The 26,533-nt window shown below is 72.0% G+C and carries 23 protein-coding genes and 1 pseudogene; 3 read left to right on the plus strand and 21 right to left on the minus strand.

Annotated elements, in window-relative coordinates; genetic code table 11:
* Positions 1-137 precede the first annotated feature (137 nt).
* The 5 genes from OG562_RS00780 to OG562_RS00800 all read right to left on the minus strand — a co-directional run bounded on the left by OG562_RS00780 (position 138) and on the right by OG562_RS00800 (position 5,140).
* Positions 138-1,655, minus strand: coding sequence for an MFS transporter (locus OG562_RS00780; protein ID WP_266392205.1), 1,518 nt, complete (start codon positions 1,653-1,655; stop codon positions 138-140).
* On the minus strand, positions 1,652-2,068 hold the full coding sequence (locus OG562_RS00785) for a VOC family protein (RefSeq protein ID WP_266392208.1): 417 nt from the start codon (positions 2,066-2,068) through the stop codon (positions 1,652-1,654). The genes OG562_RS00780 and OG562_RS00785 overlap by 4 nt, the downstream gene beginning before the upstream one ends.
* Positions 2,069-2,074: 6 nt before the next feature.
* Complete coding sequence (locus OG562_RS00790; RefSeq protein WP_266392211.1) at positions 2,075-2,845, minus strand: SDR family NAD(P)-dependent oxidoreductase; 771 nt, start codon at positions 2,843-2,845, stop codon at positions 2,075-2,077.
* Between the two features lie 82 nt (positions 2,846-2,927).
* Positions 2,928-4,208, minus strand: a complete 1,281-nt coding sequence (locus tag OG562_RS00795; RefSeq protein WP_266392214.1) for a cytochrome P450 — start codon at positions 4,206-4,208, stop codon at positions 2,928-2,930.
* A 110-nt stretch (positions 4,209-4,318) separates the two neighbouring features.
* Positions 4,319-5,140, minus strand: a complete 822-nt coding sequence (locus OG562_RS00800; RefSeq protein ID WP_266392217.1) for an alpha/beta fold hydrolase — start codon at positions 5,138-5,140, stop codon at positions 4,319-4,321.
* 162 nt (positions 5,141-5,302) lie between these two features.
* Between OG562_RS00800 and OG562_RS00805 the strand changes: the two genes are divergently transcribed.
* The 3 genes and pseudogenes from OG562_RS00805 to OG562_RS45915 all read left to right on the plus strand — a co-directional run.
* Complete coding sequence (locus OG562_RS00805; RefSeq protein ID WP_266392220.1) at positions 5,303-5,752, plus strand: MarR family winged helix-turn-helix transcriptional regulator; 450 nt, start codon at positions 5,303-5,305, stop codon at positions 5,750-5,752.
* Between the two features lie 272 nt (positions 5,753-6,024).
* Entirely contained in the window at positions 6,025-7,164 is a 1,140-nt protein-coding gene (gene rho / locus OG562_RS00810) for a transcription termination factor Rho (RefSeq protein ID WP_266392223.1), read from the plus strand.
* A 276-nt stretch (positions 7,165-7,440) separates the two neighbouring features.
* Positions 7,441-8,124, plus strand: a pseudogene (locus OG562_RS45915) (D-alanyl-D-alanine carboxypeptidase family protein); the annotation flags it as partial.
* Between the two features lie 83 nt (positions 8,125-8,207).
* On the opposite strand, the gene OG562_RS45920 reads toward OG562_RS45915, so the two are convergent.
* From OG562_RS45920 to OG562_RS00895, 16 genes are all read right to left on the minus strand, one after another.
* Positions 8,208-9,581 carry a glycosyltransferase 87 family protein gene (locus OG562_RS45920; RefSeq protein ID WP_323187463.1) on the minus strand — a complete coding sequence of 458 codons (1,374 nt, stop codon included), beginning with the start codon at positions 9,579-9,581 and terminating at the stop codon, positions 8,208-8,210.
* A complete protein-coding gene (mptB, locus tag OG562_RS00825; RefSeq protein ID WP_266392229.1) occupies positions 9,578-10,975 on the minus strand; it encodes a polyprenol phosphomannose-dependent alpha 1,6 mannosyltransferase MptB in 1,398 nt (465 codons plus the stop codon). Before mptB ends, OG562_RS45920 begins: the two co-directional genes overlap by 4 nt.
* Positions 10,976-11,101: 126 nt before the next feature.
* Complete coding sequence (locus tag OG562_RS00830; protein ID WP_266392232.1) at positions 11,102-12,433, minus strand: hypothetical protein; 1,332 nt, start codon at positions 12,431-12,433, stop codon at positions 11,102-11,104.
* A gap of 142 nt (positions 12,434-12,575) precedes the next feature.
* Complete coding sequence (locus OG562_RS00835) at positions 12,576-13,505, minus strand: glutaminase (RefSeq protein ID WP_266392234.1); 930 nt, start codon at positions 13,503-13,505, stop codon at positions 12,576-12,578.
* A 79-nt stretch (positions 13,506-13,584) separates the two neighbouring features.
* A complete protein-coding gene (gene aspA / locus OG562_RS00840; RefSeq protein ID WP_266392236.1) occupies positions 13,585-14,994 on the minus strand; it encodes an aspartate ammonia-lyase in 1,410 nt (469 codons plus the stop codon).
* Positions 14,995-15,373: 379 nt separating this feature from the next.
* Complete coding sequence (locus OG562_RS00845) at positions 15,374-16,390, minus strand: asparaginase (protein ID WP_266392239.1); 1,017 nt, start codon at positions 16,388-16,390, stop codon at positions 15,374-15,376.
* 46 nt (positions 16,391-16,436) lie between these two features.
* On the minus strand, positions 16,437-17,876 hold the full coding sequence (locus OG562_RS00850; RefSeq protein ID WP_266392242.1) for an amino acid permease: 1,440 nt from the start codon (positions 17,874-17,876) through the stop codon (positions 16,437-16,439).
* Positions 17,873-18,550, minus strand: a complete 678-nt coding sequence (locus tag OG562_RS00855; RefSeq protein ID WP_266392245.1) for a FadR/GntR family transcriptional regulator — start codon at positions 18,548-18,550, stop codon at positions 17,873-17,875. Before OG562_RS00855 ends, OG562_RS00850 begins: the two co-directional genes overlap by 4 nt.
* A gap of 187 nt (positions 18,551-18,737) precedes the next feature.
* A complete protein-coding gene (locus OG562_RS00860; protein ID WP_266392247.1) occupies positions 18,738-19,574 on the minus strand; it encodes an undecaprenyl-diphosphate phosphatase in 837 nt (278 codons plus the stop codon).
* 116 nt (positions 19,575-19,690) lie between these two features.
* Complete coding sequence (crcB, locus tag OG562_RS00865) at positions 19,691-20,056, minus strand: fluoride efflux transporter CrcB (protein WP_266392252.1); 366 nt, start codon at positions 20,054-20,056, stop codon at positions 19,691-19,693.
* On the minus strand, positions 20,053-20,433 hold the full coding sequence (locus OG562_RS00870; protein ID WP_266392258.1) for a DUF190 domain-containing protein: 381 nt from the start codon (positions 20,431-20,433) through the stop codon (positions 20,053-20,055). The genes crcB (OG562_RS00865) and OG562_RS00870 overlap by 4 nt, the downstream gene beginning before the upstream one ends.
* Positions 20,434-20,509: 76 nt before the next feature.
* On the minus strand, positions 20,510-20,965 hold the full coding sequence (gene crcB, locus OG562_RS00875; RefSeq protein ID WP_266392261.1) for a fluoride efflux transporter CrcB: 456 nt from the start codon (positions 20,963-20,965) through the stop codon (positions 20,510-20,512).
* A 128-nt stretch (positions 20,966-21,093) separates the two neighbouring features.
* Complete coding sequence (locus OG562_RS00880; RefSeq protein WP_266392264.1) at positions 21,094-22,062, minus strand: SMP-30/gluconolactonase/LRE family protein; 969 nt, start codon at positions 22,060-22,062, stop codon at positions 21,094-21,096.
* Between the two features lie 120 nt (positions 22,063-22,182).
* A complete protein-coding gene (locus OG562_RS00885; RefSeq protein ID WP_266392267.1) occupies positions 22,183-22,470 on the minus strand; it encodes an ArsR family transcriptional regulator in 288 nt (95 codons plus the stop codon).
* A 213-nt stretch (positions 22,471-22,683) separates the two neighbouring features.
* On the minus strand, positions 22,684-24,243 hold the full coding sequence (locus OG562_RS00890) for an arabinogalactan endo-1,4-beta-galactosidase (protein WP_266392270.1): 1,560 nt from the start codon (positions 24,241-24,243) through the stop codon (positions 22,684-22,686).
* Positions 24,244-24,363: 120 nt separating this feature from the next.
* Positions 24,364-26,385, minus strand: a complete 2,022-nt coding sequence (locus OG562_RS00895) for a beta-galactosidase (RefSeq protein WP_266392272.1) — start codon at positions 26,383-26,385, stop codon at positions 24,364-24,366.
* Positions 26,386-26,533 lie beyond the last annotated feature (148 nt).

Raw genomic sequence — 26,533 nt, forward strand, 5'->3', positions numbered from 1 at the left:
AGGCAATGATGGTGGTCAAGTCCCCTGTCGTCACGGATCGTTATGGTCTGGGGACATCTGGTACAGGTCCATGACACAAGACGACGACAGAGCCGGGGCGGCAGCGGTCGCCCCGGCTCTGTCGTGTGTGCGGTCGGCTAGACAGAGGCGGCCTGCACCGGCGCGCCGACCGGTACCCGGGCCGTGTTCTTGCGGACCAGCAGCAGGGTGACCACGGCGCCCAGCAGGGAGGCGCAGCCGCAGATCACCACGCCGACCGCCATCCCGTGCCCGAGGGCGGTCTGGGCGGCCGTGCGAGCCGACTCGCTGCCGGCGTTGACGACGGCGAGGGGTCCGGCCGCCGCCTCCATCCCGGCGTCGGCCCCGCTGAGCTTGCCGACCAGCGCGGCGGACGCGGCGCTCATGGCGACCGTGCTGATGACGGCGGGACCGAGTCCCTGCCCGAACTCGCGCACCAGGCTGGTCGCACCGCTGGCCATGCCGGTCATGTGCAGCGGTACGGCGTTCACGGCGGCCGAGGTGAGCGAGGAGACCACGCAGATGAAGCCGATGCCGAGCAGCAGCACCGGGCCGATGAAGGCGGCGAGGGAGGTGGTGGTGATGGGCAGCGCGGCGATCCAGAACTGGCCGGCGGCCATGGGCAGCAGACCGCCCATGAGGAGCCAACGCGGTTCGACGCGGGTGAGCATCCGGCTCAGAACCGGGGCCAGGAGCAGCGGGACGAGCTGGAGGATCACGAAGGGCATGCCGGCCCGCAGGGCGCTGAGGTGCATGACGGCCCCGAGGCGGATGGAGACGCAGTAGGCGGTGCCGATGAAGCCGAACATGCCGGCCAGCGCGACCACCGCGGCCGCCGCGAACGAGGGGATCTTCAGCAGGCCGAAGTTGAACATGGGCGAGACGGACCGCTTCTCGGCGACCACGAAGGCGACCAGGGCGACGGCGGCGAGGGTGAGGGAGCCGACGATGGCCGGGCTGCTCCAGCCCCGCTCGCCGCCCTCGATGATGCCCCAGAGCAGGGCGGTGAGGCCGACGGCGACGGTGATCTGGCCGGGCCAGTCCAGGGCGCGCCCCTCGGGGGCCTTGGAGTCGGTGACCATGAAGTGGCTGGTGACGGCGACGGCGAGGCCGAGGACGACCGGGGGCACGAAGGCCCAGCGGAAGTCGGCGACGGTGGCCAGGATGCCCGAGGAGAGCGGGCCTGCGGCCGAGGCGAGGGAGATGCTCAGCGCCCAGGTGGAGACCGCCTTGGCGCGGTCCTTCTCGTCGGGGGTGGCGGCCGCGATGACGGCGAGGGAGCTGGGGAAGAGCGCGGCGGCGCCGATGCCGGCCAGGGCCTGGCCGATCCAGAGCATGGTGATGCTCTGCGAGGTGGCGTTGAGGAGTTCGCCGAGCGCCAGGACCAGTCCGCCGAGCACCAGCAGTCGCTTGCGGCCGAAGAGGTCGCCCACCACACCGAAATTCAGCTCGAGAATCGCGGTGGGCAGAATGAAAGCGGAGGTGACCCAGGCGACCTGGGAACCCGAGGCGCCGAATGCGGCCTGGATTTCCCCGTTGATGGGCGAGGGCACGGTAATGCACAGCTGTGCGGCGGCAACGGCCAGACAGCAGGCTATGAGTGTTCCCCTGTCGAGTCTTTTCAGCACGCTTGTCATTCCGTACTCCGTCGCTCTATGAGTTCGATGAGATTTCCCTCGGGGTCGGTGACCCAGGCCATGCGCACTCCGGGCTCCGGGGACGGTCCGGGTGCGAGGGCCTCGCCCGCTCCGTGGGCCACCAGGGCCGCGTGGACGGGGTCGAGTTCAGGGGTGGTGACCGCGAAGTGGCCGTATCCCTCGGTGAGGGCCGCGGTGATCGGGTCGGGGGCCCGCAGGCCCGGCGCGGAGCCGGCCCGGGCGAGCAGTTCGAGGCGCCAGCCGTGCGGATGCTCCAGGACGACGCCGCTGAGGCCGGGCCCGTCGAGCCGGAACTCGAAGACGGTCTCCAGCCCGAACGCGCCCTTGTACCAGGCGGTCTGGGCCGCCAGATCCCGTACGTTGACGCCCACGTGGTCGAGTCGCGTGGTCACGTCCGCTCAGCCCGCCATCGCGCTGTCGCCGCCGTCGACCATGAGGTTGGCGCCGTTGACGAAGGCCGCCTCGTCGGAGCAGAGGAAGGCGGCGACCCGGGCGATGTCCTCCGGTTCGGCGATCCGGCCGGACGGGATCCGCGCCTCCAGGTGGGCTTTCGGCCCCTCGGGATCGTCGAGGAAGGGCGCGGTGGCCGAGGTGCGGGTCATGCCGGGGGCGATGGTGTTGACCCGGATGCGATGCGGCGCGCCGGCTGCGCACAGGTGCTTGCTCATCGCCAGCACCCCGCCCTTGGCGGCTCCGTGCGGCACCATCGGCAGGAAGGGCGCCCCTCGTACGGCGGCCACGGAGGCGACGTTGAGGACGGTGCCGCCGCCGCGTGCGACCAGGTGCGGCCAGGCGGCGCGCGTGCAGAAGTACGGGATGTCGAGTTCGTTGCGGAGGGTGAAGTACCAGTCCTCGGCAGGCTGGGTCTCGAACGGTCCGTTGCGCAGCGCGGAGGCGTTGTTGTACAGGATGTCGAGTCCGCCGTAGGCCGCGATTCCGGCCTCGATCCACGCCCGGGCGCCCGTTTCGGTCGACAGGTCGACGGGGGTGAGGGAGCGCATGAACCCGCCGGCCTTCTCCACGAGTTCGACCGTTTCCGCGTCGCTGTCGGCGTCGAGGTCGCAGCCGAATACACGGGCTCCCTCGGCCGCGAATATCTGTGCGGCGGCCCGGCCTATTCCGGCTCCCGTGCCGCTGATGAAGGCGATTTTCCCGGCCAGTCGACCCATGATTGCCCAAGTCCCTTGTTCATGCCGCCCGAGTGCGGTGGTGGCAGCGTAGGGAGAGCAATTGGGCGGAACAAGAAATGTGTCAGCGCGGGGGCATCGGGGGTTCGTATGGCTGGTATGCGGCGCGGGCCCTAAGGCGTACGGGGAGGGTCCGGACGCTGTTGCCGACGAAGCTGGAGTGGCGGGTGAGGTCTGCCTCGGGGACGGCGAGGTCGAGGTCGGGGAAGCGGGCGAAGAGCCGCTCCAGGGCGATGCCGGACTCCAGGCGGGCGAGCGGGGCGCCGAGGCAGTAGTGGGCGCCGTGGCCGAGGGAGAGAGGGCGGGTGGCGCCGGGCCGGGCGGGGCGGGTGACGTCGAAGCGGTCGGCGTCGGGGCCGTGCGCGGACGGGTCGCGGCCGGCGGCGGAGTAGCCGGCCAGGACGGGCGTGCCGCGCGGGACGACCGTGCCGTCGAGGATCAGGTCGCGCACCGGGTAGCGGAACGGGAAGTAGCTGACGGGAGCGTCCCAGCGCAGGGTCTCCTCGACCACGTCCGCCCAGCTCGCCTTCCCCGACCGGACGAGGTCGAGCTGGTCGCGGTGGCCGCACAGGGCCCGGACGGCGTTGGTGAGGAGGTTGAGCGTGGTCTCGTGCCCGGCGACGATCATCAGGAGCAGGGTGCCGATGAGCTCGGGCGCGCTGAGCCGGTCGCCGCCCTCGTCGCGGGCCGCGATCAGGGCGCTGGTGAGGTCGTCGCCGGGGTCCTCGGTCCGGGCGGCGGCGATCTCGCCCAGCACGGCGAGGAGTTCGCGGTTGGCGGCGACGGCCTCCTCGGGGCCGATGTCGGTGGCCACGACCTGGTTGGAGAGACGGTGCAGCCGGTCTCGGTAGCCGGCGTCCACCCCGAGCAGCTCGCCGATCACGCCCATCGACAGGGGCAGCGCGAAGTGCCGGCGCAGATCGGCGACGCCGTCGTCCGCGGCCTCCTCCAGCGCGTCCAGCAGGGAGTCGGTCAACTCCTCGATCCGGGGCCGGAGTTCCTCGACCCGCCGGACGGTGAAGGCACGGCTGACCAGGGAGCGCAGCCGGCGGTGGTCGGCGTCGTCCGCGGTGGTCATGCCGGGCACGGTCGCGAAGGTCGCCAGCGGCCATCCCTCGGCGATCCGGCCTTCGCACAGGGCGGTGAAGTGCCGGGCGTTCTTGGCGACTTCGGGGTGCGAGAGGAACTCCTTGAGCGCCTCGTGGCCGAGGACCGCCATGCCCTCGATCCCGCCGGGCAGCATCACCCGGGCGACCGAACCCCGGGCGAGCAGACGCGCGTTGGCGGCGTGCGGGCAGCCGCCGGAGGCGTCGAGGCGATGGGGCGTGTCGGGCCGTTCGTCCACCGGTGACTCCTGACGACAGAGAGGGGGTGACGGAGAGCGGGCAGAGAGGGTGAGCGAGAGCTGGCGCAGGGCGGGCGGGTCGGCTGCGTACGGTCCTCGATTCTGCCCGCTCACAGCACTCCGCGCAGTACCTCTGCGAAGCCCTTCGGGTGGGTGATGTTGCCGTTGTGGCCGCCCGGGAAGTGGGGCAGGTCGGCGCCGAGTCCGGCGGCCAGCTCCTCGGCGCAGCGGTAGTCGAAGACCGTGCGCGGGGTGGCGCTTCCGGCCGCCGGGACGACGCGCACGGGCCCCCTCCTGAGGACGTCGATCTCGGCGGGGGTCAGGTCGGCGTGGCGCATGGTGAGGGCGTCGTGGCGGACGAAGAAGTCGAAGTTCGCTTCGCGGGAGGCGTCCATCGGCGCGAGCCGGGCGCCCGGCTCGACCTCCTGCCGGGCCGGGTCGATGCCGAGCAGTTCACCGATCCTCCGCACCCCCGCGAGCCAGCCGTCCCGCTCGAAGACGGCCCGCATCTCGTCCAACTCGGCGTGTGTGCGCCGCTGTTCGGCCTCGGGCAGCAGACCGGGGATGGCGGGCTCGTGGGCGACGAGCGTACCCAACTGCCCGGGGTGCCGCGCGGCGAGCCGCAGTCCGATGACGGCCCCCATGCTGCAGCCGAGCATCAGGGCGGGCCCGTCGGTGAGCGCGGCGAGCAGCCGGTGGACGTCGTCGACGTGCTCGTCGAGGGTGGCGCCCCGCCCGGGCTCGTCGAGGACGCTGCGGGACAGACCACGACGGTCGTAGGTCACGACGGTGTAGGCGTCCACGAGGTGGTCGACCATCGCGTCACTGCGGTTGGCGTCGCCCTCGCCGCTCTGCGAGACGAGCAACAGGGGCCCGCCGCCGCGGACTTCGTAGTGCAGGACGGCTCCGGGGACGGTCAGGGTGGACTGCATGGGGACTCCTCGGTCGAGAGCGGGCTGACACGACGGGCGAACACGGCCGACGCACACGGCCGGCGAACACGGCTCACGCTAACCCATCATTCTTGATGCATCAAGACTGATACATCAGCATCGATGCATCAGATCCGATGGAACCGGGGGTAGCCTGTCCGCATGAACGGAGTCGAGCTCTTCCTGCTGGGCCGCACCCTGATGAAGATCGGCGAGGAGGCCATCCCCACCGAGGGCGTCGGCCGGCACTCCACCAGCACCCGGTCCATGCTGATCGTGCTGCTCGACGTGTACGGGCACGCCGACACCACGGTCGGCGAGATCGCCGCCCGCACGGGCCTGCCGCAGAGTGCGGTCTCCGGATGCGTGGCCCGCCTCAAGGACGTGGGCTCGGTGGTCACCGCGCCCGACCCGGCCGACCGCCGGCGCACCCTGCTGCGGCGCAACCCGGAGGTCTCCGGACGTCGGGCGGAGGTCGCCGCCACCCCCGTCGACGCGGCGGTCGGCGCCGCGCTCGGCACCCAGGACGCGGACGAGATCGCACGGACCGTCGCCCTGCTGGAGCAACTCGCCGACCGCATCTCGCCGGACGTCCTGGGCCGACTGCGCTAGACGTGCTACAGTAATGACAGCACTTGTGTACGCCCATACGTCTGGGCGCCGGTGCCAGCTCCTCTTCTCTCTCTTCTGTTCGCCGATTCACCCGCCGTTTCTCAGGCCGGTGCAACGGTATTCCCGCACCATCTCGCCGGTAGCGCACGTGTACTGCCGTGGTCGAGGTGCTGTTCTCGCCGCCCGAGGCGCGCCCTGCGCCCTCCCTTCGCGGCTGCTCCCCCTTCTTTCGCATGCCTCATGCCTTCCGTCCGTGAAAGGACACACCACCCATGACCACCACTCTCGAACACCCTCCCCTCCAGCAGCCCCCGGCCCGGATCGCCGCCGGCGTCCTCGACGTCGACGCGAGCGGGAAGGGGCACCTGCGCCCCACGAACTGCCTGCCCACACCGGCCGACGTCCAGGTCCCGGCCGCGCTGATCCGCCGTCACGGCCTGCGCAAGGGCGACCTCGTCGAAGGCGTACGCGGCGGTCAGCGCGCGCTGACCGAAGTAGCGCGCGTCAACGGCCGTACGCCCGACGCCGAGCGCGGTCGCCGGCACTTCCGCGACCTCACGCCCGTGCACCCCCGCGAGCGGCTCCGCCTCGAACACCCGGCGGCCGGCCTGGCCGGACGCGTCGCCGATCTCATCGCGCCCGTCGGCAAAGGCCAGCGAGGCCTGATCGTCGCGCCGCCCAAGACCGGCAAGACGGTGCTGCTCCAGCAGATCGCCGCCGCCGTCGCCGGCAACCACCCGGACGCCCGGCTGATGGTCGTGCTGCTCGACGAACGGCCCGAGGAGGTCACCGACATGCGGCGCTCCGTGCGCGGCGAGGTGTACGCCTCGACCTTCGACCAGGCGCCCAAGCAGCACATCGCCCTCGCCGAACTCGTCATCGAGCGGGCCAAGCGGCTCGTCGAGGCGGGCGAGGACGTCGTCATCCTCCTCGACTCGCTGACCCGGCTGTGCCGGGCGCACAACAACACGGCCGCCGCCGGGGGCCGCACCCTCAGCGGCGGGGTCGACGCGACCGCGCTGATCGGACCCAAGCGGTTCTTCGGGGCCGCGCGCGCCGCCGAGGAGGGCGGCTCGCTCACCGTCCTGGCCACCGCGCTGGTCGAGACCGGCTCCCGGGCCGACGACTTCTACTTCGAGGAGCTGAAGGGCACCGGCAACAGTGAGCTCCGCCTCGACCGCGAGCCCGCCTCCCGCCGTGTCTTCCCGGCCCTCGACATCGACGCCTCCGGCACCCGGCGCGAGGAACTCCTCCTCACCCCCGGCGAGTTGACCGCCGTACGCGGACTGCGCCGGGCGCTGCGCACCCGGGACGGCCAGGCGAACCTGGAGACGCTGCTCCAGCGGATGCGCGAGACCCCGGACAACGCGGCTTTCCTGCGGCGCATCCAGCCGACGCTGCCCTCGGCCTAGACACTTCCCTCAGCCCGTCGAGCCCCTCGTGGCTGTGCGGCATCCGGGTGCTCGCGTGCGGGCCTGCGGCACGGGCAGCGTGGGAAAGGTGCGGATCATTCCTACGTTGATCATATGACCATCGGATTCTCTTCCCGGGCCGTCGTGTCGGCCTGCGCACTCTGTGCGGCGGGCGTCCTGGCCCTCGGGCCCACCGCGGCCGTCACGGCCGTCGCCTCCGCCGGCCCGGACCCCGGCGCGCACGACCGGCACCGGGTAGCGGCCCCGCTGCCGTCGATGCTGTACCGATCCGGAACGCAGGTCAGGCCCCACCGCTCGGCGCCCGAGATCCCGGACGTCTCCGCGCTGTCGTGGCTGGTCGCCGACGCCCACAGCGGCGCGGTGCTCGCCGCGTCGGACGCGCACCGCAAGCTGCCGCCCGCCAGCACGCTCAAGACCCTGTTCGCCCTCACCGTGCTGCCGGTCCTGCCCGCCGGGGTCCGGCACCGGGTGACCGAGGAGGAACTGGCCGACATCGGGCCCGGCAGCAGCCTGGTCGGGGTCGCCGAGGGACAGACGTATCGTGTCTCCGACCTGTGGCGCGGGGTGTTCCTCAACTCCGGCAACGACGCCGTGCACGTCCTGGCCGCCCTCAGCGGCGGCTGGCGTACGACGGCCGCCGGGATGCAGGCCAAGGCACGGGCGCTGGGCGCGCTGGACACCCAGGTCGTGTCCCCGGACGGGTACGACACTCCCGGCCAGGTGTCCTCGGCGTACGACCTGGCGGTGTTCGGGCGGGCCGGGCTGCGCAACGCGGACTTCGCCCGGTACTGCGGGCTGGCGGAGTCCCGGTTCCCCGGGAGCCGAGGGGGGTCGTACGGGATCGAGAACACCAACCGGCTGCTGACCGGGGAGAACGGCGTCGAGCCGTACCCGGGGCTGATCGGGGTCAAGAACGGCTACACCAGCAACGCGGGCAACACCCTGGTCGCCGCCGCCCGCCGAGGCGGGCGCACCCTCGTCGTCACGGTGATGAACCCTCAGGAGGGCGGCGGCTTCGCCGTCTACGAGGAGGCGCGCGAACTGCTCGACTGGGGGTTCGAGGCCGATGGGCGGGTCGATCCGGTGGGCTCGCTGGACGGGCTGCGGGTACGGCCGCGCCCTGGTCCGGGGCCGGGTTCAGGTCCGGACGCGGTGCGCATGGCCGCGCCCGCCCCGGCCGTCGAAGAAGGGCCCGGCTGGTCGCAGGCCGCGGCGATCGCGGGCGCGGCGCTGCTGGGCGGGGCCGTCGTCGCGCTGGCGCTGCGGCTCATCTTCCGTTCTCCCACGGGGAGTTGACCGATCGGCAGGCACAGCAGCAGGCCGAGCGTGACCCAGGTGTAGGCGTTGCTCCCCAGGAAGCCGTCGACGCCGGACGCATCGTCGAACCACAGCCACACCACGCTGGTGCACAGCACCGCGTACAGGGCGCCCGCGAGCCGTGGGCACCCGGCGCGGATCAGCACGGCGAAGGACGGCAGCAGCCAGACCAGGTGGTGGACCCAGGTGACGGGGCTGACCAGACACGCGGTGAGGCCGGTGAGGGCGAAGGCCGCCGGCCAGTCCCCCACGGCCACCGCCCGCCGGGCCCGCCACGCCCAGCCGCACAGCACCAGCACGACCAGCACCGCCCACACGGCCCGGCTCTCCACGCCCAGCCGGGCCAGGACGCCCTGGAGCGACTGGTTGGAGACGTAGTCGAGACGGCCCACCCGGGTCGTGTCCCACATCGCCCGCGTCCAGTAGAAGCGGGACGCGTCCGGGGCGACCAGGGCCGCCAGCCCCGTCGCGGAGACGGCGACGGCCGTGGCGAGAGCGGCCGCGCGCGGCCGGCGGGCGAGCAGCAGCAGGCCGATGAAGAGCGCGGGCGTCAGCTTGACCGCCGCCGCGAGCCCGATGCCGACCCCGGCCCAGCGGCTCCGCCCGGTCGTCAGGAGCCAGGCGTCGGTCAGGACGAGGGCCAGCAGCAGCAGATTCACCTGCCCGAAGCTGAACGTGTCCCGCAACGGCTCGAACAGCGCCAGCACACAGGCGGCGAGGGCGACGCCGTACCAGCCGTGTCGCCGCCAGCCCGGCCCGATCAGCACCCGGACGACGACGGCGAGGGCCGTCAGATTGAGCAGCAGGGCGACGACGATCGCCGTGCGCAGCCCCACCAGCGCCATCGGCAGCATCGCGACGGCCGCGAACGGCGGATAGGTGAAGCCGTACGGCGTCCCCGGCACCCGGTAGTCGTAGACGCGGCCGCCGTCATGGATCCAGCTGTTGACGGTGCCGTAGTAGACGCGCAGGTCGAACCAGTCCCGCAGCAGCGGAACCGTCGCGGTGAAGGCGACGACCACGGCGACGAGCGCGCCGAGCAGCAGCAGCCGGCCACGATCCGTGGCGGGACCCCTCATGCCGTACGTCCCAGTGCGGCCGGGACCCGGGCGCCGAGGCGGGCCTGCCACAGGACGACCACGGCGAGTGCGCCGCCGGAGCAGGCCAGGACCAGTTGGTCCAGGTCGGCCGGGCCGCCGTCGGGCAGGACGCCGAGGGCGAGGACTCCGGCCACGGCCGCCATCCGGCGCCGTACCGAGGTGTTGGGCGCGGCGGCGGCGATCAGGAAGAGTCCCCACAACGCGTACCAGGGGCGGATCGCGGGGCCGAACGCGGCCACCGTGGCGAGACTCAGGCCGAGCGCGTACACCGGGCGGGGACGCAGCCGCCACCAGATGGCGACCAGGGTCACGGCGGTGAGCGCGAGACCGAGGGCGTGCCAGGCGGGGACGGCCAGCGGGGCCAGATCGCTGCCGAGGCGCCCCAGCAGGGCGCCGGTGGCCCGGCCGAGGAGGCTGGTGAGGGCCCAGTTCTGTGCGGAGACGGGGGTGTCCAGGGCGGCTATCCAGCCGTATCCCGTGCCCGCGACGGCGGTCGCGAGGACCGTGGTGACGGCGGAGGCGGTCACGGTCGTCAGGGCCGCCGGGAGCGGGCGGCGGCCCGCGCGCAGTTGGAGCACCACGATCGCGGCGAGGCCGAGCGCGGCGGGCGCCTTGACCAGGGCGGCGAGGGTGACCAGGACGGCGGCCGTCACCGGGCGGCCGCCGAGTGCGGCGACCAGACCGACGCCGAGCAGGCCCAGCATGATCGCGTCGTTGTGGGCGCCCGCCACCAGGTGCAGCAGCACCAGCGGGTTGAGGGCGCCCAGCCACAGCGCGGCGGCCGGGTCCGCGCCGCTGTGCCGGGCGATGCGGGGCAGGGCGGCCGCCATCAGGGCCACCCCGCACAGGGCGACCAGCCGCATCCCCAGCAGCCCGGCGGGCAGTTCGCCGTGGGTCAGTCCGGACAGGGCGGAGGCGACGGCCAGGAAGACCGGTCCGTAGGGCGCGCCCGTGTGCTGCCACAGGGGCGGGACCTCGTCGGCCAGCGGGCCGCCGAGCTGGGCCGGGCCGTGCGTGTAGACGTCGATGTGCGCGTCCACCATCGCGCCCTGCGCCAGATAGCTGTAGACGTCCCGGCTGAACAGCGGGGGCGCGATCAGCAGCGGGGCCGCCCAGACGGCGAGGACCAGGACCAGGGCGCGCGGGCTCGGCGGGGCCGCGCCGCGTACCAGCCGGCCGAGGAGCACCCAGGCGGCGGTCAGCAGCACCAGTCCGAAGTACACCCCGACCAGGCCGAGCACGGCGTGCGCGGAGGAGGGGGCCAGCAGCTCCCGGGCGGGCAGCGCGCCCGCGCTCTCGCCGCCCAGCGCGAGACAGGCCGTGCCGGCCAGGCCCAGGACCTGACAGCGGCGGAGATCGACGGGGAAAGCCATGGCCAACACTCCGTCAGCGTGTCAACGCCGGGTGGCCGGAACACGACGTGCCGCCCTCCGCCCGGCGGCCTGCGCATGACAGCCGTGTGAGCGGGCCCGGGCGGGGCCGAGCGGACCGGGCCGGGGTCAGTGGAAGCGGGAGCTGCGCACCGGTCCCGACGACTTCACCCGGGTCCGGTCGCCCTGCAGCCAGGTGCCGCGCACGGCCGTGACGAAGTCCGTGAGCCGTTCGACGGGATCCGTGGGCGTGTCGCCGTCGCCGGCGTCGGGGGTCGGGTCGGCGGCCACGATGTCGGCGGCGATCTCCGCCTCCGGCCGGTCGTCGGCCCCGCCGCGTTCCAGGCCGCCGTCGGCGCTCTGCCGCAGTGCCTCGCCCCAGGGCGCGGTCGCCGCCTGGTGCAGCAACGTGACGCTGTCGGGGGTGACGGCCGGCGTGTCCGTCCAGCTGCTCGCGTGCTCGTGGAGCACCTGTCCCGGCGCCCTGTTGAGCAGCTGCCCGAGGATCACGGGGCCCTCACCGGCCCGGAGCGTCTCGTTGAGGTCGTAGGCGAGGACGACGGTGTCCTCCCGCCCCGGAGCGAAGGGCTCGGCCGGGAGGTCCAGCACCTCGGCCGCGGCCAGGCCCAGGATGCGGCTGTCGCGGTCCGGCAGCAGGGAGACCGAGCGCGGCCGCACCTCGGCGGCGGCGAGCACGGCCTTCAGTCGCAGCAGACCCTGCAGGCAGGTGTCGGGGCTGTCCTGGAGATACGCGTACCGGCCGGTCATCCCCGCGTCGAAGCCGTACGGGGACAGCGTGCCGAGCACGGCGCCGCCCAGGACGTATTGCCAGCCCCGCAGGTCGGAGGCGTCCAGCGGGGCGGCCTCCGCGGCGCTCGCGGCCCGCTCCAGGACGCGGTTCTGCCGTTCCCGGGCGGGCCGCCACAGGTCCTCCTGCGGGTCGGGCAGCAGGGCGTGCTGACGGCGGGCCAGGGCCAGGTCGCCCGCCAGGACGGCGTTGAAGACCAGCAGATAGCGGTCGGGCCAGTCCGCGAAGTCGGCCTCGTGCGCGGACAGCACGTCGGCGGCCTCGCGATGCCGCTCCTCGTCCTCGTACGCCGAGACCAGCTCCCGCAGCGCCTGCAACGAGCCCGGCGCCCGGCGCAGCGCCTCGCGCAGGGCCGGTATCGCGAGGTAGGAGACGCCGCGCTCCACGCACGCGTACCCGAAGTCGTACAGCTTCTGCGCCCGCTCGGGCTGCTCGGCCAGCGCGGCGGCGGCCTGCTGGAGGTCGTCGAACCCGGACGCCCCGGCGGCCCGGGCGACCACGAGGGCGACCTCGCCGAGGGACTGCGCCGGCTGCGCGTCGGCTGCGGCCCGCAGCTGACGCAGGGCGCCCTGGACGTCGCCTTCGTCGAGGCGCTCCCAGGCCTTGAGCAGTGCGGGGGACTTGGGGCGACGGCGATTCCTGCGGGAGAACATGCGGAGGATCCTCTCCGGTGACCGGGGCGAGCCTCAACTGCATTTATTCATCGCGTTCATTCACGTCATTCGTTCACGTCATTCGTTCACTGCTTTTGTTCACTGCGTCTGTCCACCGCACCTGTGCACCCCGGGGGAGGGCTCAGAACACCGACAGGCCGGTCAGGGTGGTGAAGCGGTCGAGGGCGGCGACCCCGGCCACCGAGTTGCCTCGTTCGTCCAGGCCCGGGCTCCACACGCACAGCGTGCAGCGGCCCGGTACGACGGCGACGATGCCCCCGCCGACTCCGCTCTTGCCGGGCAGGCCGACCCGGTAGGCGAAGTCGCCGGCCGCGTCGTAGGTGCCGCAGGTCAGCATCACCGCGTTCACCTGCTTGGCCTGGCTGCGGGTGAGCAGCCGGGCGCCGTCGGCGCGGATGCCGTGCCGGGCCAGGAAACCGGTGGCCAGGGCGAGGTCGGCGCAGGACGCGGTGAGCGAGCACTGCCGGAAGTACTGGTCGAGGAGGACCGGCACCTCGTTGTCGATGTTGCCGTAGGAGGCCATGAAGTGGGCGAGCGCGGCGTTGCGGTCGCCGTGCGCGGACTCGGAGGCGGCGACCTCCTCGTCGAAGCCGAGGGCGGGGTTGCCGCTCTCGGCGCGCAGAAAGGCCAGCAGTTCACCGGCCGCGTCCCCGGTACGGGTGTGCAGACGGTCGGTGACGACCAGGGCGCCCGCGTTGATGAAGGGATTGCGCGGGATGCCGTTCTCGTACTCCAGCTGGATCAGGGAGTTGAAGGGGTTGCCCGAGGGTTCGCGGCCCACGTGCTCCCAGAGTTCGTCGCCCTCGCGGGCCAGGTCGAGGGCGAGGGTGAAGACCTTGGTGAGGGACTGCGTGGAGAACGGCTCCCGCCAGTCCCCCACCCCGTACACCGTGCCGTCCAGCTCCGCGACGGCCATGCCGAAGCGGCGCGGATCGCAGGCGGCGAGCGCCGGTATGTAGTCGGCGGGGCGGCCGCGACCGGGGGTGCGCTCCATCTCCTCGGCGATGCGCTCCAGGACCGGCTGGAAGGTGAGGGACGACGTCGTTGTCATGATCACTATTGTGCCTCCGCGCCGGTCCTGATGCGTCATCGCAGGTCAGGAGCTTGCCGTGAGTGGTCGGGCGAGGCGGTCAGGCGAGGGGCGCGCCGCTGCCTGCCAGGACCTCGGGGCGCAGCAGCTCGGCGAGTCGCTCGGCGGGCAACAGGCCCTTCTCCAGGACGAGTTCGGCGACGCCGCGGCCGGTGACGAGGGCCTCCTTGGCGATGTCGGTGGCTGCCGTGTACCCGATGTGCGGGTTGAGGGCGGTGACCAGGCCGATGGAGTTCTCCACGCTCGCGCGCAGCACCTCGGTGTTGGCGGTGATGCCGTCGACGCAGCGCTCGGCGAGGGTGAGGCAGGCCGCGCGCAGATGGGTGATGGACTCCGAGAGGGAGTGCAGGATGATCGGCTCGAAGGCGTTGAGCTGGAGCTGTCCGGCCTCGGCGGCCATGGTGATGGTGACGTCGTTGCCGATCACCTCGAAGGCGACCTGGTTGACGACCTCGGGGATCACCGGGTTGACCTTGCCGGGCATGATCGACGAACCGGCCTGCACCGGCGGCAGGTTGATCTCGCCGAGACCCGCGCGCGGCCCGGAGGAGAGGAGCCGCAGGTCGTTGCAGCTCTTGGAGAGCTTGACGGCGATCCGCTTGAGCACGCCGGACATCTGGACGAACGCCCCGCAGTCCTGGGTCGCCTCGACCAGGTTGGCGGCGGTGACCAGCGGCAGACCGGTGATCTCGGCGAGATGGCGGCGGGCGGACTCGGCGTAGCCGGCGGGCGCGTTGAGCCCGGTGCCGATCGCGGTCGCGCCGAGGTTGATCTCGTGGATGAGCTCCACCGCCTCCGCCAGTCGGCTGCGGTCCTCGTCGAGCATGACGGCGTACGCCGAGAACTCCTGCCCGAGCGTCATCGGCACCGCGTCCTGGAGCTGTGTACGGCCCATCTTCAGGACGTCACGGAACTCGACGGCCTTGCGGGCGAAGGCGTCCTGGAGGACGGCCATGGCCTTGAGCAGCCCGCGCACCGCGAAGACGGTCGCGACCTTGACGGCGGTCGGGTAGACGTCGTTGGTGGACTGGCCGAGGTTGACGTCCTCGTTGGGGTGCAGGTGGGAGTACTGGCCCTTCTCGTGCCCCAGCAGCTCCAGCGCCCGGTTGGCGACGACCTCGTTGGCGTTCATGTTGGTCGAGGTGCCGGCGCCGCCCTGGACGACGTCGACGACGAACTGGTCGTGCAGCTTCCCCTCCCGGATCTCACGGCAGGCGGCGACGATCGCGGCCGCCTTCTCCGGCGCCAGCAGCCCCAGCTCCTCGTTGGCCCGGGCGGCGGCCTCCTTGACGGCGGCCAGGGCGTCGATGAGGTGCGGGTAGGCGGAGATCGGCGTTCCGGTGATGGGGAAGTTCTCCGTGGCGCGCAGGGTGTGGACGCCCCAGTACGCGTCGGCGGGAACGTCCCGGTCTCCGAGCAGATCGTGCTCACTGCGGGTGACGACGGTCATGGCGGTTCGGGTCCTCTTTCTGAGGGTGCGGGTCAGGAGTCGCTGAGGGTGCGGGCGAGGAGTCGGCGACGAGGGACGAGGGACGAGGGACGAGGGACGAGGGACGACGAGGGTGACCGGCCCGGCGGTCGAGGGTGACGACCGCCGAACCGATCGGTCACCGGGCCGGAGGGTGTCCGGGCCGGTGGTTCGGGGGGCGAGGGCCTGCCGGGGTCGGCCCGGCGAGCGACCGATCCCGGGGCGCCGGCCGTGTCCGGCCCGCGCGTCGGTCGGCTCATCGCCCGGTGCGAGGCCCTGGCCGAGCGGTGGGCCGACGACAGCCGCCCGAGCCGGTGGCCCGGCAGGCGTCGCCGTACGGCGCCCGCGCCCGTCGGTCACGTCAGGCGCAGGCCCGTACCGTCACCGGGTCCAGGGCGCGGGCCGGGCGGATCGAGCCGACCGGTTCGCCGCCGCCGAGGAGCGGTTCGCCGGCGAAGTCGGCGAGGAGGGCTGGGTCGACGCCTGCTCGGGCGAGGGCGGCCGCTGTCACCGGGACGCGGGCCCGGTTCGCGCCGTCGGAGATCTTGACGGCGACGGCGCGGCCGTCGGGGAGGGCCGCCACCTCCACGCCCTCGAACCCGTCCTTGGCCAGGAGGCCGGGGACGGCCCGCATCAGGGCGGCCACGTCCCGGCCTGCGCCCGAGGCCATCTCGGCGTGGTCGCGCATGGCGTCCGCGACCCGGGCCTCCGGGGTGCCCGGGGCCGCTGTGGTGATCCGGGCCGCGGCCCGGGCGAGGCCGTGCAGGGAGACGGAGAAGAGCGGGGCGCCGCACCCGTCGACGGTGACCGCCGCGATCCGCTGCCCGGTGAGGTCCTCGACGATCTCGGCGATCGCCTGCTGGAGCGGGTGCTCCGGGTCGAGGTAGCCGTCGAGGGACCAGCCGTTGAGCGTGCAGGTGTACAGCATGGCCGCGTGCTTGCCCGAGCAGTTCTGGGCCGGCCGGGAGGGCGCGCGGCCCTCGCGTATCCACGCGTCGCGGACCTCCGGGCCGTACGGCAGGTCCGGCACGTTGCGCAGGTCGTCCTCCGTGACGCCCGCCAGCTCGAGGATCCGCCGGGTTCCGGCGAGGTGGCGTTCCTCGCCGGAGTGGCTGGCGGCGGCGAGCGAGAGCAGCTCGCCGTCGAGCGGGAGCCCGGCCCGCAGCATGGCGACGGCCTGGACGGGCTTGAGCGCCGAGCGCGGGTAGAAGGCGGCCTCGATGTCGCCGAGCTGGAGCGCGACCTGGCCGTCCGCGCCGAGGACGACGACGGAGCCGTAGTGGACGCCCTCGGTCACCCCGCCGCGGACGAGGTGGGCGACGGGCGCGTGGAGGGGTTCGCGGATCGCGGGGGCGTCGGCGAGGGAACTGCTGTACATCACACTGCCTGGATCTTCGGTGAGGTGTCGGGGGCCGGCGCCGGGGTCACGCGTCGGCCTTGGATGCGGTGCGCGCGCGGTTGCGGCGGATGGCGTACCAGCCTCCGACCAGCGCAGCGACGATCAGCGGCAGGCACAGCACTGTGGTGCGTCCGGCGCCGCCGTCGGCGTACATGAGGACCAGGACCGAGGCGAGGAAGAACAGCGTCACGAGTTCGGTCCAGGGGGAGCCCGGGAGCTGGTAGCTCGGGCGGGTCAGCTCGCCCTTCTGGGTCTTCTGCCAGAAGAGGAGGTGACAGATCATGATCATGCCCCAGGTGGAGAGGATGCCGATCGCCGCGAAGTTCAGGACGATCTCGAAGGCGTCCGCCGGGACGACGAAGTTGAGGCCGACGCCCAGGACACAGATACCGCTCGTGAGCAGAATGCCGCCGTACGGGACCTGGCTGCGGCTCATCACGCCGGTGAACTTCGGGGCGGAGCCGGACATCGCCATGGAGCGCAGGATGCGGCCGGTGGAGTACAGGCCGGAGTTCAGGGACGACATGGCCGCGGTGAGCACGACCAGGTTCATCACGCCGCCGGCCGCCGGGATGCCGATGTTGGACAGGACCGTCACGAAGGGGCTCTCGCCGGACGTGTACTTGTTCCACGGCAGCAGCATCGACAGCAGGACGACCGAGCCGACGTAGAACAGGCCGACGCGCCACATGATCGAGTTGATCGCCTTCGGCATGATCTTCTCGGGGTTCTGCGTCTCGCCCGCGGCGACGCCGACCAGTTCGACCGACGCGTAGGCGAAGACGACGCCCTGGATGATCAGCAGCATGGGCAGCAGGCCGTTGGGGAAGACGCCGCCGTTGTCGGTGATCAGGGACGGGCCGGGGGTGGCGCCGTCGACGGGGTGCTGGGTGACCAGCAGGAAGATGCCGATACACATGAAGATCACCAGCGCGCTGACCTTCACGATGGCGAACCAGAACTCCAGTTCGCCGAAGATCTTCACCGAGATCAGGTTCACGGTGAGGACCACGGCCAGGGCGATCAGCGCGATCACCCACTGGGGTATGTCGGAGAACATGCCCCAGTAGTGGGTGTAGGTGGCCACCGCGGTGATGTCGGCGATGCCGGTGGTGGCCCAGTTCAGGAAGTACATCCAGCCGGCCGTGTACGCGCCCTTCTCGCCCAGGAACTCGCGGGCGTACGACACGAAGGCCCCGGAGGACGGGCGGTACAGGACGAGTTCGCCGAGGGCGCGCACGACCAGGAAGGCGAAGATCCCGCAGACCGCGTAGGCGATGAAGAGGGAAGGTCCTGCGTCGGCCAGGCGGCCGCCGGCGCCGAGGAAGAGGCCGGTGCCGATGGCGCCGCCGATGGCGATCATGTTGACGTGCCGGGACTTCAGCGACTTGCTGTAGCCCTCGTCTCCGGCATCGACGTGACGGGGAGAGGTGCGCGTCTCGTCTTTGAGGTGCTGGTCGCTCACGCCGCGGGTCCGCCTTCCAGGGGGGTGTCCGTGCGCGGGGCGCGCACGATGTCGGTCAGGGTCGTCTCGACGCGGTCGAGGTGATGGCTCATCGCCTCGGTCGCGTCGGGCTCGGAACCGTCGATCAGAGCCTCGACGATCGCCCGGTGCTCACGGTTGGACTGCTCGCGCCGTCCGCCCAGCTCGTTGAGGAAGGCCGACTGACGCGCCAGTGCGTCCCGGATCTCCTCGATGACCCGGCGGAACACCGGGTTCTGGGCGGCCTCGGCCACGGCGAGGTGGAAGAGGGTGTCCATCGCGACCCACGCGGTGGTGTCCGTCTCCCGCTCCATGCGGTCGAGGAGGTGAGCCAGGTGGTCGAGGTTCTCCGGGGTGCGGCGCAGGGCCGCGTACCCGGCGACGGGGATCTCGACATGGCGGCGCACCTCGAGCAGATCGCTGGCCGCGTAGTCGCCGAAGGTGGGGTCCTCGACGGTGTTCGCGATCACGAAGGTGCCCTTGCCGGTCTTGGCGACCGTCAGGCCCATGGTCTGCAGGGCGCGCAGCGCCTCGCGCAGCACGGGCCGGGACACCTCGAGGGTGCGGCAGAGCTCCGCCTCGGAGGGGAGCTTGTCGCCGATGGCGTACTCGCCGCGCTCGATGGCGCCGCGGAGGTGGGTGAGAACCGCTTCCATCGCGCTGACGCGCCGCGGTGCCGAGCCACCTGTCTGGCTGTCTGACAGGTTCACGGGAGTGATACTCCGGGTGCCCGAAGGTCGCTGTCAAGACGCACGAAAATAAAAATTCAGGGGGCGGGAAGCCTGAAAGTCGGCTTCCCGCCCCCTGGCGGTCATGCGTCGCCCGGCCGTCGGCCGCCGTGGGTCAGCTGTCGAGGACGCCCGCGCCCAGCAGCCCGAACAACGTCACGCCGATGACGATCCGGTAGACGACGAAGGCGTTGAAGGAGTGCTTGGCGACGAACTTCAGCAGCCAGGCGATGGAGGCGTAGGCGACCACGAAGGACACCGCCGTGCCCACGGCCAGCGGGGCGGCCCCCACGCCCGCACCCAGGGCGTCCTTGAGCTCGTACAGGCCGGCGCCGGTCAGGGCCGGGATGCCGAGGAAGAAGGAGAGCCGGGTGGCGGCGACCCGGTCCAGGTCGAGCATGAGCGCGGTGGACATGGTGGCGCCGGAGCGGGAGAAGCCGGGGAAGAGCAGCGCCAGGATCTGGGAGCTGCCGACCAGCATCGCGTCCTTGAACGAGGTGTCGTCCTCGCCGCGCTTGTGCCGGCCCATCTGGTCGGCCGCCCACATCACGCCGCTGCCGACGATCAGCGAGCCCGCGACCACCCACAGCGAGGCCAGCGGCCCCTCGATCAGGGGCTTGGCGGCCAGGCCGACGACGACGATCGGGATCGTCGCGTAGATCACCCACCAGGCGAACTTGTAGTCGTGGTGGTGGCGCTCCTCACGATTGCCGAGCCCGCGGAACCACGCGGAGACGATCCGCACGATGTCCTTGCGGAAGTACACGAGCACGGCGGCGATCGCCCCGACCTGGATGACGGCCGAGAACCCGACGACGGCGTCGTCGTCGACCGGGATGTTCATCAGGCCTTCGGTGATCTTCAGGTGTCCGGTCGAGGAGACGGGGAGGAACTCGGTCACTCCCTCGACGGCTCCGAGGACGACGGCTTGGCCGACGGAGATGGCGCTCATGGAATCCAGTTCTGAGGAGACGAATCGGTCGACAGCGTTGTAGACGTTCGGGTGTCGTACACAGTCCTACCAGGCCCGATGGCGGCCCGACGACGGTCCGGCGGCGGCCGGATGGCTTACGGCCACACCGCCTGGCCTATCGCGACCCCGGCGAACGCGGCCCCGAGGCCCGCCAGCACGCTCCCGACGACGTTGGCGGCAGCGTAGAGGCCCGCGCCGGTCTCGGTCAGCCGCAGGGTCTCGTAGGAGAACGTCGAGTAGGTCGTCAGGGCCCCGCACAGGCCCGTGCCCAGGAACAACCGCAGGTCGGGGCCCGCCGCGGCGGAACCGGTCAGCGTGCCGAGGATCAGACAGCCGACGACGTTGACGGCGAAGGTGCCCCAGGGGAAGACCGAGTCGTGCCGGGACTGCACCGCGCGGTCGGTGAGATAGCGCAGCGGGGCGCCGATCATGCCGCCGCCGACGACCACCAGCCAGTTCACAACGACTTCTTACCCTTCGTGTCCGAATCGCCCTGGTTCTCGTCCCGGCCCGCATACCTGATGACCTCGCACTCGTCGAGGATCACCAGGCCCTCCGTGACCAGTTCGTCGAGCTGGGGCAGGAAGGCGCGTACGCGCTCCTCGGTGTCGACGATGACGATCGCCACCGGCAGGTCCTCGCTGAGGGAGAGCAGCCGGGCGGTGTGGATCCGGGAGGAGGCGCCGAAGCCCTCGATGCCCCGGAAGACGCTGGCGCCGGCCAGGCCGGCCGTGTGGGCGCGGTGGACGATCTCCGTGTAGAGGGGCTTGCGGCGCCAGGTGTCGTTCTCGCCGACGAAGACGGTCACGCGCAGGGCACTGCCGGTCAGCCTCGTCATCGCCGCCTCCGGATCGTCATCGCCGCTTCCAGTTCGTCATCGCTGCTTCCAGCTCGTCATCGCCGCTTCCCGTTCGTCATCGCCGCCTCCGGGTCAGGGCGCGGCGGGTCGCGGTGGCGGCGAGCCACACCGCCGCGAGCGCCGCGCACAGGGTCGCGGCCAGATAGGCCAGGGCGGTGGCCGGGCGGCCCGCGTCGACCAGTCGCTGGATGTCCACGGCGTAGGTCGAGAAGGTGGTGAAGCCGCCGAGGACGCCGGTGCCGAAGAAGGGGCGCACGAGCGGGTGCGCGGAGAGCGCCTCGGTGATCAGCACCAGGAACACGCCGATCACGGCGCAGCCGGCGATGTTCACCCAGAAGGTCGTCCAGGGGAAGCCGCCGCTCTGGACGGGCCACCCCAGCGCCGCCGCGTAGCGGGCGGCGGCGCCGATCCCGCCGCCGACGGCGACCGCGGCGACCACCGGGAGCTGACCCGTCCCGGCGGCCCGCCGTGGCGCGCTGCTGCGGAGACTCTCGGCCTCCGGGGCTGTCATGTCGTACGTCTCCTGCCTCGATCGCCTCGTTCCCCGTCACCCCGGCTCGCGGGGTGATCACGGCCGGTCGGCAGGGTCAGGGTAACGCCGGATCACTCGGCCCCGGACGCCTCACGCGGCCCGCCCTCTTACTTCACCTCGGGCGCCTCGCAGACGGCGATGCCGCGCTCCCAGAGGCTGCCCAGGACGAGTCGGCCGCCGGTCTCGCAGACGCTGGTGACCATGCGGAAGCCGGAGCGGCGGCGGGTCAGGCAGTGGACGATGCGGCCGTCGTCGTCGACCGCGAGCACTCCGGTCGTGCCCGAGGGCCGGAAGGGCGCGTTCAGGGCGAGGCGGGCGGCGCGGCGGCGGACGGCGGGGGCGGCGCGGTGCAGGAGGTCCAGCGGGGGGACGCGCGGGCCGGCCAGCGCGACCCAGATCGGTCCGTCGGGCGCGCCGCGCCACAGGTTGTCCGGGAAGCCCGGCAGGTGTTCGACGAACGGCTCGGCCTGTCCCTCCCGGGGGCCGGTGAGCCAGTAGCGGGTGAGGCGGCGGGCGCCGGTCTCGGCGACGACGAGGAAGGAGTCGTCGGCGCTGCGCGCCAGGCCGTTGGCGAACTGCAGCCCCTCCAGGGCGACTTCGGCCTCGCGGGCGCCGGGGGCGAGGCGCAGCAGGCGTCCCGTGCCGGTGTGCTCGACGAGGTCGCCCAGCCAGTCGTGCAAGGGGTGGACCTGGCTGGAGACGGTGAAGTAGACGGTGCCGTCGGGCAGGGCGACGAGGTTGCTGCAGAAGCGCAGCCGCTCCCCCGCCGCCGACTCGGTGAGGACGCTCACCCTCCCGCTGCCGTCGGCGAGCGCGACGCGCAGCAGGGCTCCGTCGGCGCAGCACACCAACAGGTCGCCGTCCGGGAGGAGTTCGAGGCCGAGCGGGCGGCCGCCGATCTCGGCGATCCGCTCGACGCGGGCCGCGGGCGGGTCCTCCAGGGAGCCGATGCGCAGGATCCGCCCGTCCGCTATCCCGGTCAGGACCCGGCCTCGGGGGTCGGCGACGACGTCTTCGGGGCCGTGTCCTGGGAGAGTGATGTACCTGAGGGGGACGAGAGGCGTGCGACGGTCCATAGGGGCCTGCCCTTCCTTTCGGAGGCGGCCATCTTCCCAGGTGGGCAGGGCGTCGGCGGGGTGTGCCGGTGGCCTTTGCCGGGGCTTTCCGTACAACGGTCCCCACGGGCCCTGGGGCCTCTACCACCCCTTCTCGAACATCCGGGCCACCTCGGCGATGCGCATCTCGTCGCGCCGGTAGTAGACGCGCCGCCGTATCCGTTTGGCGCGCAGCAGGCCGAGGTCGGCGAGCAGGGCGAGGTGGGTCTCGGCGACCCGGCGGCTCATGCCCAGTCTGGTCGCGACGGCGTCGGCGGTGACGCCGTCCTCGACGAGGTCGCCGTGGCGCCGGGGCGGAAAGTGCCGGGTCGGCTCCTTCAGCAGCTCCAGGATGTCCAGCCGCCTCTCCCCTACGGGAGTCCTCAGCATCGTCGTCCCCCTTCGTCCGGTCCTCCTCGTACCGCGTCTCCCCCACTCTTACGCAGTCGGGGCCGCCGTGTCCCGCACTCCGCGAGCCTTGGCGTGATCGAACACCCCTGCCGTACAAGGCTGTTCGAACTTGGGGGCGGGAACGCGACAGGGGCCCGGCCGCGCGGTGCGGCCGGGCCCCTCGGTCACGAGGCCGTGGGATCGGTCAGGGGATCAGCGGTGGCTGAACCACGCCATCGAGGACAGGGCCTTGTCGTCGTAGCCGAACAGGGCCTGGTTCTCCCAGCCGTTGCCGGAGCTCGCGTCGGCCGGGTCCCAGCCGTTGCCGGTGACGGCGGTCCAGGTCGCCTCCCAGTAGAAGATGCCCAGACCGCGGCCGTTCGGGACGGCTTCCACGATGTTCGCGACGGCGTTCATCCAGGCCAACTGTCCTGCCGCGGTCGCCGGGTAGCCGGTGACCAGCTCGGAGGACAGGTCGATCTGGTTGGTGAGCGAGTCGTCGCTGTCGAGGCGGAAGGGGTAGGCCGTCTCGGCGACGAACACCGGCTTGCCGTAGCGGGACGCCGCGTCGTCCAGGGTCGTCTGGAAGTCGGCGAGGGTTCCGTGCCAGTAGCCGTAGTACGACAGCCCGATCGCGTCGAACTTCACGCCGTTGGACACGGCGCTGTCGAACCACCAGCGGGTGCCGCTCAGGTCGCCGCCCTTGGCGAGGTGCAGCGCGACGGTGGTGGAGGAGCTGACCGCCTTGACGGCGTCGTAGCCGGAGTTGAGCAGACCGGCCAGCTGGCTCCAGTTGTCGGTGGAGCCCTCGGACCACAGCATGCCGCCGTTGATCTCGTTGCCCACCTGGACCATGTCGGCGGTGGTGCCCTGGGCCTTCAGCGCGTTCAGCACGTCGTACGTGTGGTTGTACACGTCCGTCTTGAGCTGGCTGTAGGAGTGGCCCGACCAGGCGGCCGGCTTGGACTGGGCGCCCGGGTCGGCCCAGGTGTCCGAGTAGTGGAAGTCGACCAGCAGCTTCATGCCTGCGGCCTTGACGCGCTTGGCCATGGCCAGGACGCGCGTCTTGTTGTTGTAGCCGTCGGCCGGATTGACCCAGACCTTCAGGCGGGCGTAGTTCATGCCGGCGTTCTTCAGGATGGTGACCGCGTCGCCGGTCGTTCCCGAACTGGTCTTGTAGACCCCGCCCTTGGCCTCGCTCTTGGCGAGGGAGGAGATGTCGGACCCCTTGATCGACAGCCCGGTGGCGCCGGACGTGAAGGTCAGGTCGTCGACGTTGATCCAGTTGCCCGCGTTCGCGTCGCTGTTGATGCTGACGGTGCACTGGTTGCTCGTCACGGTGACCGGCGTGACGATGTGGATCCACCCGCTGGCCGAGACCGGCAGGTCGGTGCGCTGCTCGGCGCCGCCGCAGTTCTTCAGCGCTATGTAGGCCGAGTTCTGGCCGCCGCTGGAGCGGACCCAGGCGGTGAGCTTGTAGCTGCCGTTGGTCAGGCCCGACAGGTACTGGTACGTCTCCACCTTGTACGCGGTGGACGCCCAGTGGGACAGGCGGTAACTGCCGCTGTGCCCGCCGGACTCGACGTAGCTGGCGCCGGTGTCGCCGTACTCGGTCCAGCCGCTGGGGGTGGCCGCCCCGGCGCCGTCGGTCTCGAAGCCGGCGTTGGTGAGCGTGCTCGCCGCCTGGGCGGTCTGGGCCGGCAGGGCGGTGAGGGCGAGGCCTGCGGCGAGCGGCAGCAGCAGGGCCCTCAGGGTGCGTCTGGGATGGAACATCGTCGTCCGTCGTCCCTTCGACGTGATGGGGATGGGGGTTCCCTCGGTGGTGCTGGGTGGTGCGGTGAGGGACCCCCTCCGCCCGCGGCTCGCGGCTCCACGGGCGAAGGGGGAGTCGGCTCAGCCGTCGAGTCGTACGACCCGGACGGCTCCCGCCGGGACCGCGAGGCGGCCGGCGGCGCGTTCGCCCGTCAGCAGCTCGGTGCCGGACGTGTCCAGGGGCACCTTGGCTTCGGCGGCGGTGTGGTTGATCGCGAAGAGGTAGCTGCCCGTCTCGCCGGAGCGGCGCACGACCTCGACGTCGTGGGGCAGGTCGGCGCGCGGGGCGAGCGCCGCGTCCTCGGCGGCCCAGCCGACCAGGGCGTCCAGGCCCTCGTGGCTCAGGCGGGTGGAGACGTACCAGGCGGTGCCCTCGCCCAGGCGGTGCCGGGTGACGGCCGGGTGGCCGGCGGTCAGGCCGTCGGCGTACGTCCAGACGGTCTCGGCGCCGCGCGGCGTCACGAACTCCGTCCACACGTCGCCGCCCAGCTCGGAGCCGTCGGGGCCGGTGATCCGCACGCCCTGGCCCGGCAGCAGCGGCGAGAACTCCTCGACGGTCAGGCCCAGGACGTCCCGCAGCGCGCCCGGGTAGGCGCCCTCGTGGACGGCGTCGTGCTCGTCGACGATCCCGGAGAAGTACGACACGACGAGGGTGCCGCCGTTCTCCACGTACTCCCTGAGGTTGTTCCCGGCGGCCTCCGTCATCAGGTACAGGGCGGGCACGACGACCAGGGGGTACTTCGAGAGGTCGGCCTCGGGGTGGGCGAAGTCGACGGTGAGGTGGCGGTCGTAGAGGACCTCGTAGAAGGAGTCGGCGCGCTCGCGCGGGTCGGCGTCCTCGCTGGGGCGCCAGGCGAGGTTCTGCGCCCACCAGGAGTGCCAGTCCCACAGGACGGCCACGTCGGCCTCGGTGCGGGTGCCGCGGATCGTGCCGAGGGAGTCGAGGGACGCGCCGAGCTCGACGACCTCGCGCCACACGCGGGTGTCGGTGCCGCCGTGCGGGAGCATCGACGAGTGGAACTTCTCGGCGCCGCGCCGGGACTGCCGCCACTGGAAGAACATGGCGCCCTCGGAGCCGCGGGCCACGTGCCCGAGGGAGTTGCGGGCCATCTGGCCGGGGGCCTTGGCGGGGTTGCGCGGCTGCCAGTTGACGCCCGAGGTGGAGTGCTCCAGGAGGATCCAGGGCGCGCCGCCGGCGACGGAGCGGGTGAGGTCGGCGGCCATCGCGAGGTTGACGTGGGTGCGGCGGCCGTCGGTGATCAGGTAGTGGTCGTTGGTGACGATGTCGACCTCGCGGCCCCACGCCCAGTAGTCGACGGAGTCGCACTGGCTCAGGGCGGTCATGAAGTTGGTCGTCACGGGGACGCCGGGCGCGAGGCGGTGCAGGATGTCCCGCTCCCCGCAGAAGTTCTCGCGCATGGTGGCGTCGGCGAACCGCTTGTAGTCCAGCGCCTGCCCCGGGTTGCCGACGGTGGGCGCGGTGCGGGGCGGGTTGATCTGGTCGAAGGCGGCGTAGCGCTGGCCCCAGAAGGCGGTGCCCCAGGCCTCGTTGACCGCCTCGACCGTGCCGTACGTCGTCTCCAGCCAGCGGCGGAAGTGGGCGGCGCAGGAGTCGCAGTAGCAGGCCGAGACGGGGACGCCGTACTCGTTGTGCACGTGCCACATGGCCAGGGCCGGGTGGTCGGCGTAGCGCTCGGCGAGCTGGGTCGTGATGGTCGCCGCCGCGGCGCGGTAGTGGGCGTTGCTGTGACAGATCGCGGCGCGGGAGCCGAACTCGTAGCGCACGCCGTCGGGGGTCACGGGCAGCGCGTCGGGGTGCTCGCGGTAGAACCAGACCGGCGGGGCCACGGTGGGCGTGCCCAGGTCGACGCGGATGCCGTTCTCGTGCAGCAGGTCGATGATCCGGTCCAGCCAGCCGAAGTCGTACACCCCGGGGGCGGGCTCCAGCAGGGCCCAGGAGAAGATCCCGACGCTCACCATGGTGACGCCGGCCTCGCGCATCAGCCGGACGTCCTCGTGCCAGACGGTTTCCGGCCACTGCTCGGGATTGTAGTCCCCGCCGAAGGCGAGCCTGGTGAGGCCCCTGGGCGTGGTCTCCGGCATGGATCTCTCCCGTTTTGTCGATCATTTGGGAACGTGCACACACGGCGGTGGCGGTGCGAGCCCAACATAACCGCACAGCAACAACCATTGACAAGTGTCCGGGATGTTTCTCTACTGTGAACGCTCACAGACAACGTGGCAGGGCCTC

It is taken from the genome of Streptomyces sp. NBC_01275 (assembly GCF_026340655.1).
Taxonomy (GTDB): Bacteria; Actinomycetota; Actinomycetes; order Streptomycetales; family Streptomycetaceae; genus Streptomyces.

Bases quoted from the DNA above. Each gene is read 5' to 3' on its own strand.
- OG562_RS00860 (WP_266392247.1), bottom strand. From the start codon at position 19,574: ATGAGCGCCATCTCCGTCGGCCAAGCCGTCGTCCTCGGAGCCGTCGAG.
- OG562_RS00845 (WP_266392239.1), bottom strand. From the start codon at position 16,390: ATGTACAGCAGTTCCCTCGCCGACGCCCCCGCGATCCGCGAACCCCTC.
- OG562_RS00805 (WP_266392220.1), top strand. From the start codon at position 5,303: ATGAACGGAGTCGAGCTCTTCCTGCTGGGCCGCACCCTGATGAAGATC.
- OG562_RS00800 (WP_266392217.1), bottom strand. From the start codon at position 5,140: ATGCAGTCCACCCTGACCGTCCCCGGAGCCGTCCTGCACTACGAAGTC.
- OG562_RS00855 (WP_266392245.1), bottom strand. From the start codon at position 18,550: ATGGAAGCGGTTCTCACCCACCTCCGCGGCGCCATCGAGCGCGGCGAG.
- OG562_RS00885 (WP_266392267.1), bottom strand. From the start codon at position 22,470: ATGCTGAGGACTCCCGTAGGGGAGAGGCGGCTGGACATCCTGGAGCTG.
- OG562_RS00895 (WP_266392272.1), bottom strand. From the start codon at position 26,385: ATGCCGGAGACCACGCCCAGGGGCCTCACCAGGCTCGCCTTCGGCGGG.
- rho (WP_266392223.1), top strand. From the start codon at position 6,025: ATGACCACCACTCTCGAACACCCTCCCCTCCAGCAGCCCCCGGCCCGG.
- OG562_RS00870 (WP_266392258.1), bottom strand. From the start codon at position 20,433: ATGACGAGGCTGACCGGCAGTGCCCTGCGCGTGACCGTCTTCGTCGGC.
- OG562_RS45920 (WP_323187463.1), bottom strand. From the start codon at position 9,581: ATGAGGGGTCCCGCCACGGATCGTGGCCGGCTGCTGCTGCTCGGCGCG.
- OG562_RS00790 (WP_266392211.1), bottom strand. From the start codon at position 2,845: ATGGGTCGACTGGCCGGGAAAATCGCCTTCATCAGCGGCACGGGAGCC.
- OG562_RS00830 (WP_266392232.1), bottom strand. From the start codon at position 12,433: ATGTTCTCCCGCAGGAATCGCCGTCGCCCCAAGTCCCCCGCACTGCTC.
- mptB (WP_266392229.1), bottom strand. From the start codon at position 10,975: ATGGCTTTCCCCGTCGATCTCCGCCGCTGTCAGGTCCTGGGCCTGGCC.
- OG562_RS00780 (WP_266392205.1), bottom strand. From the start codon at position 1,655: ATGACAAGCGTGCTGAAAAGACTCGACAGGGGAACACTCATAGCCTGC.
- OG562_RS00880 (WP_266392264.1), bottom strand. From the start codon at position 22,062: ATGGACCGTCGCACGCCTCTCGTCCCCCTCAGGTACATCACTCTCCCA.
- crcB (WP_266392261.1), bottom strand. From the start codon at position 20,965: ATGACAGCCCCGGAGGCCGAGAGTCTCCGCAGCAGCGCGCCACGGCGG.
- OG562_RS00890 (WP_266392270.1), bottom strand. From the start codon at position 24,243: ATGTTCCATCCCAGACGCACCCTGAGGGCCCTGCTGCTGCCGCTCGCC.
- OG562_RS00835 (WP_266392234.1), bottom strand. From the start codon at position 13,505: ATGACAACGACGTCGTCCCTCACCTTCCAGCCGGTCCTGGAGCGCATC.
- aspA (WP_266392236.1), bottom strand. From the start codon at position 14,994: ATGACCGTCGTCACCCGCAGTGAGCACGATCTGCTCGGAGACCGGGAC.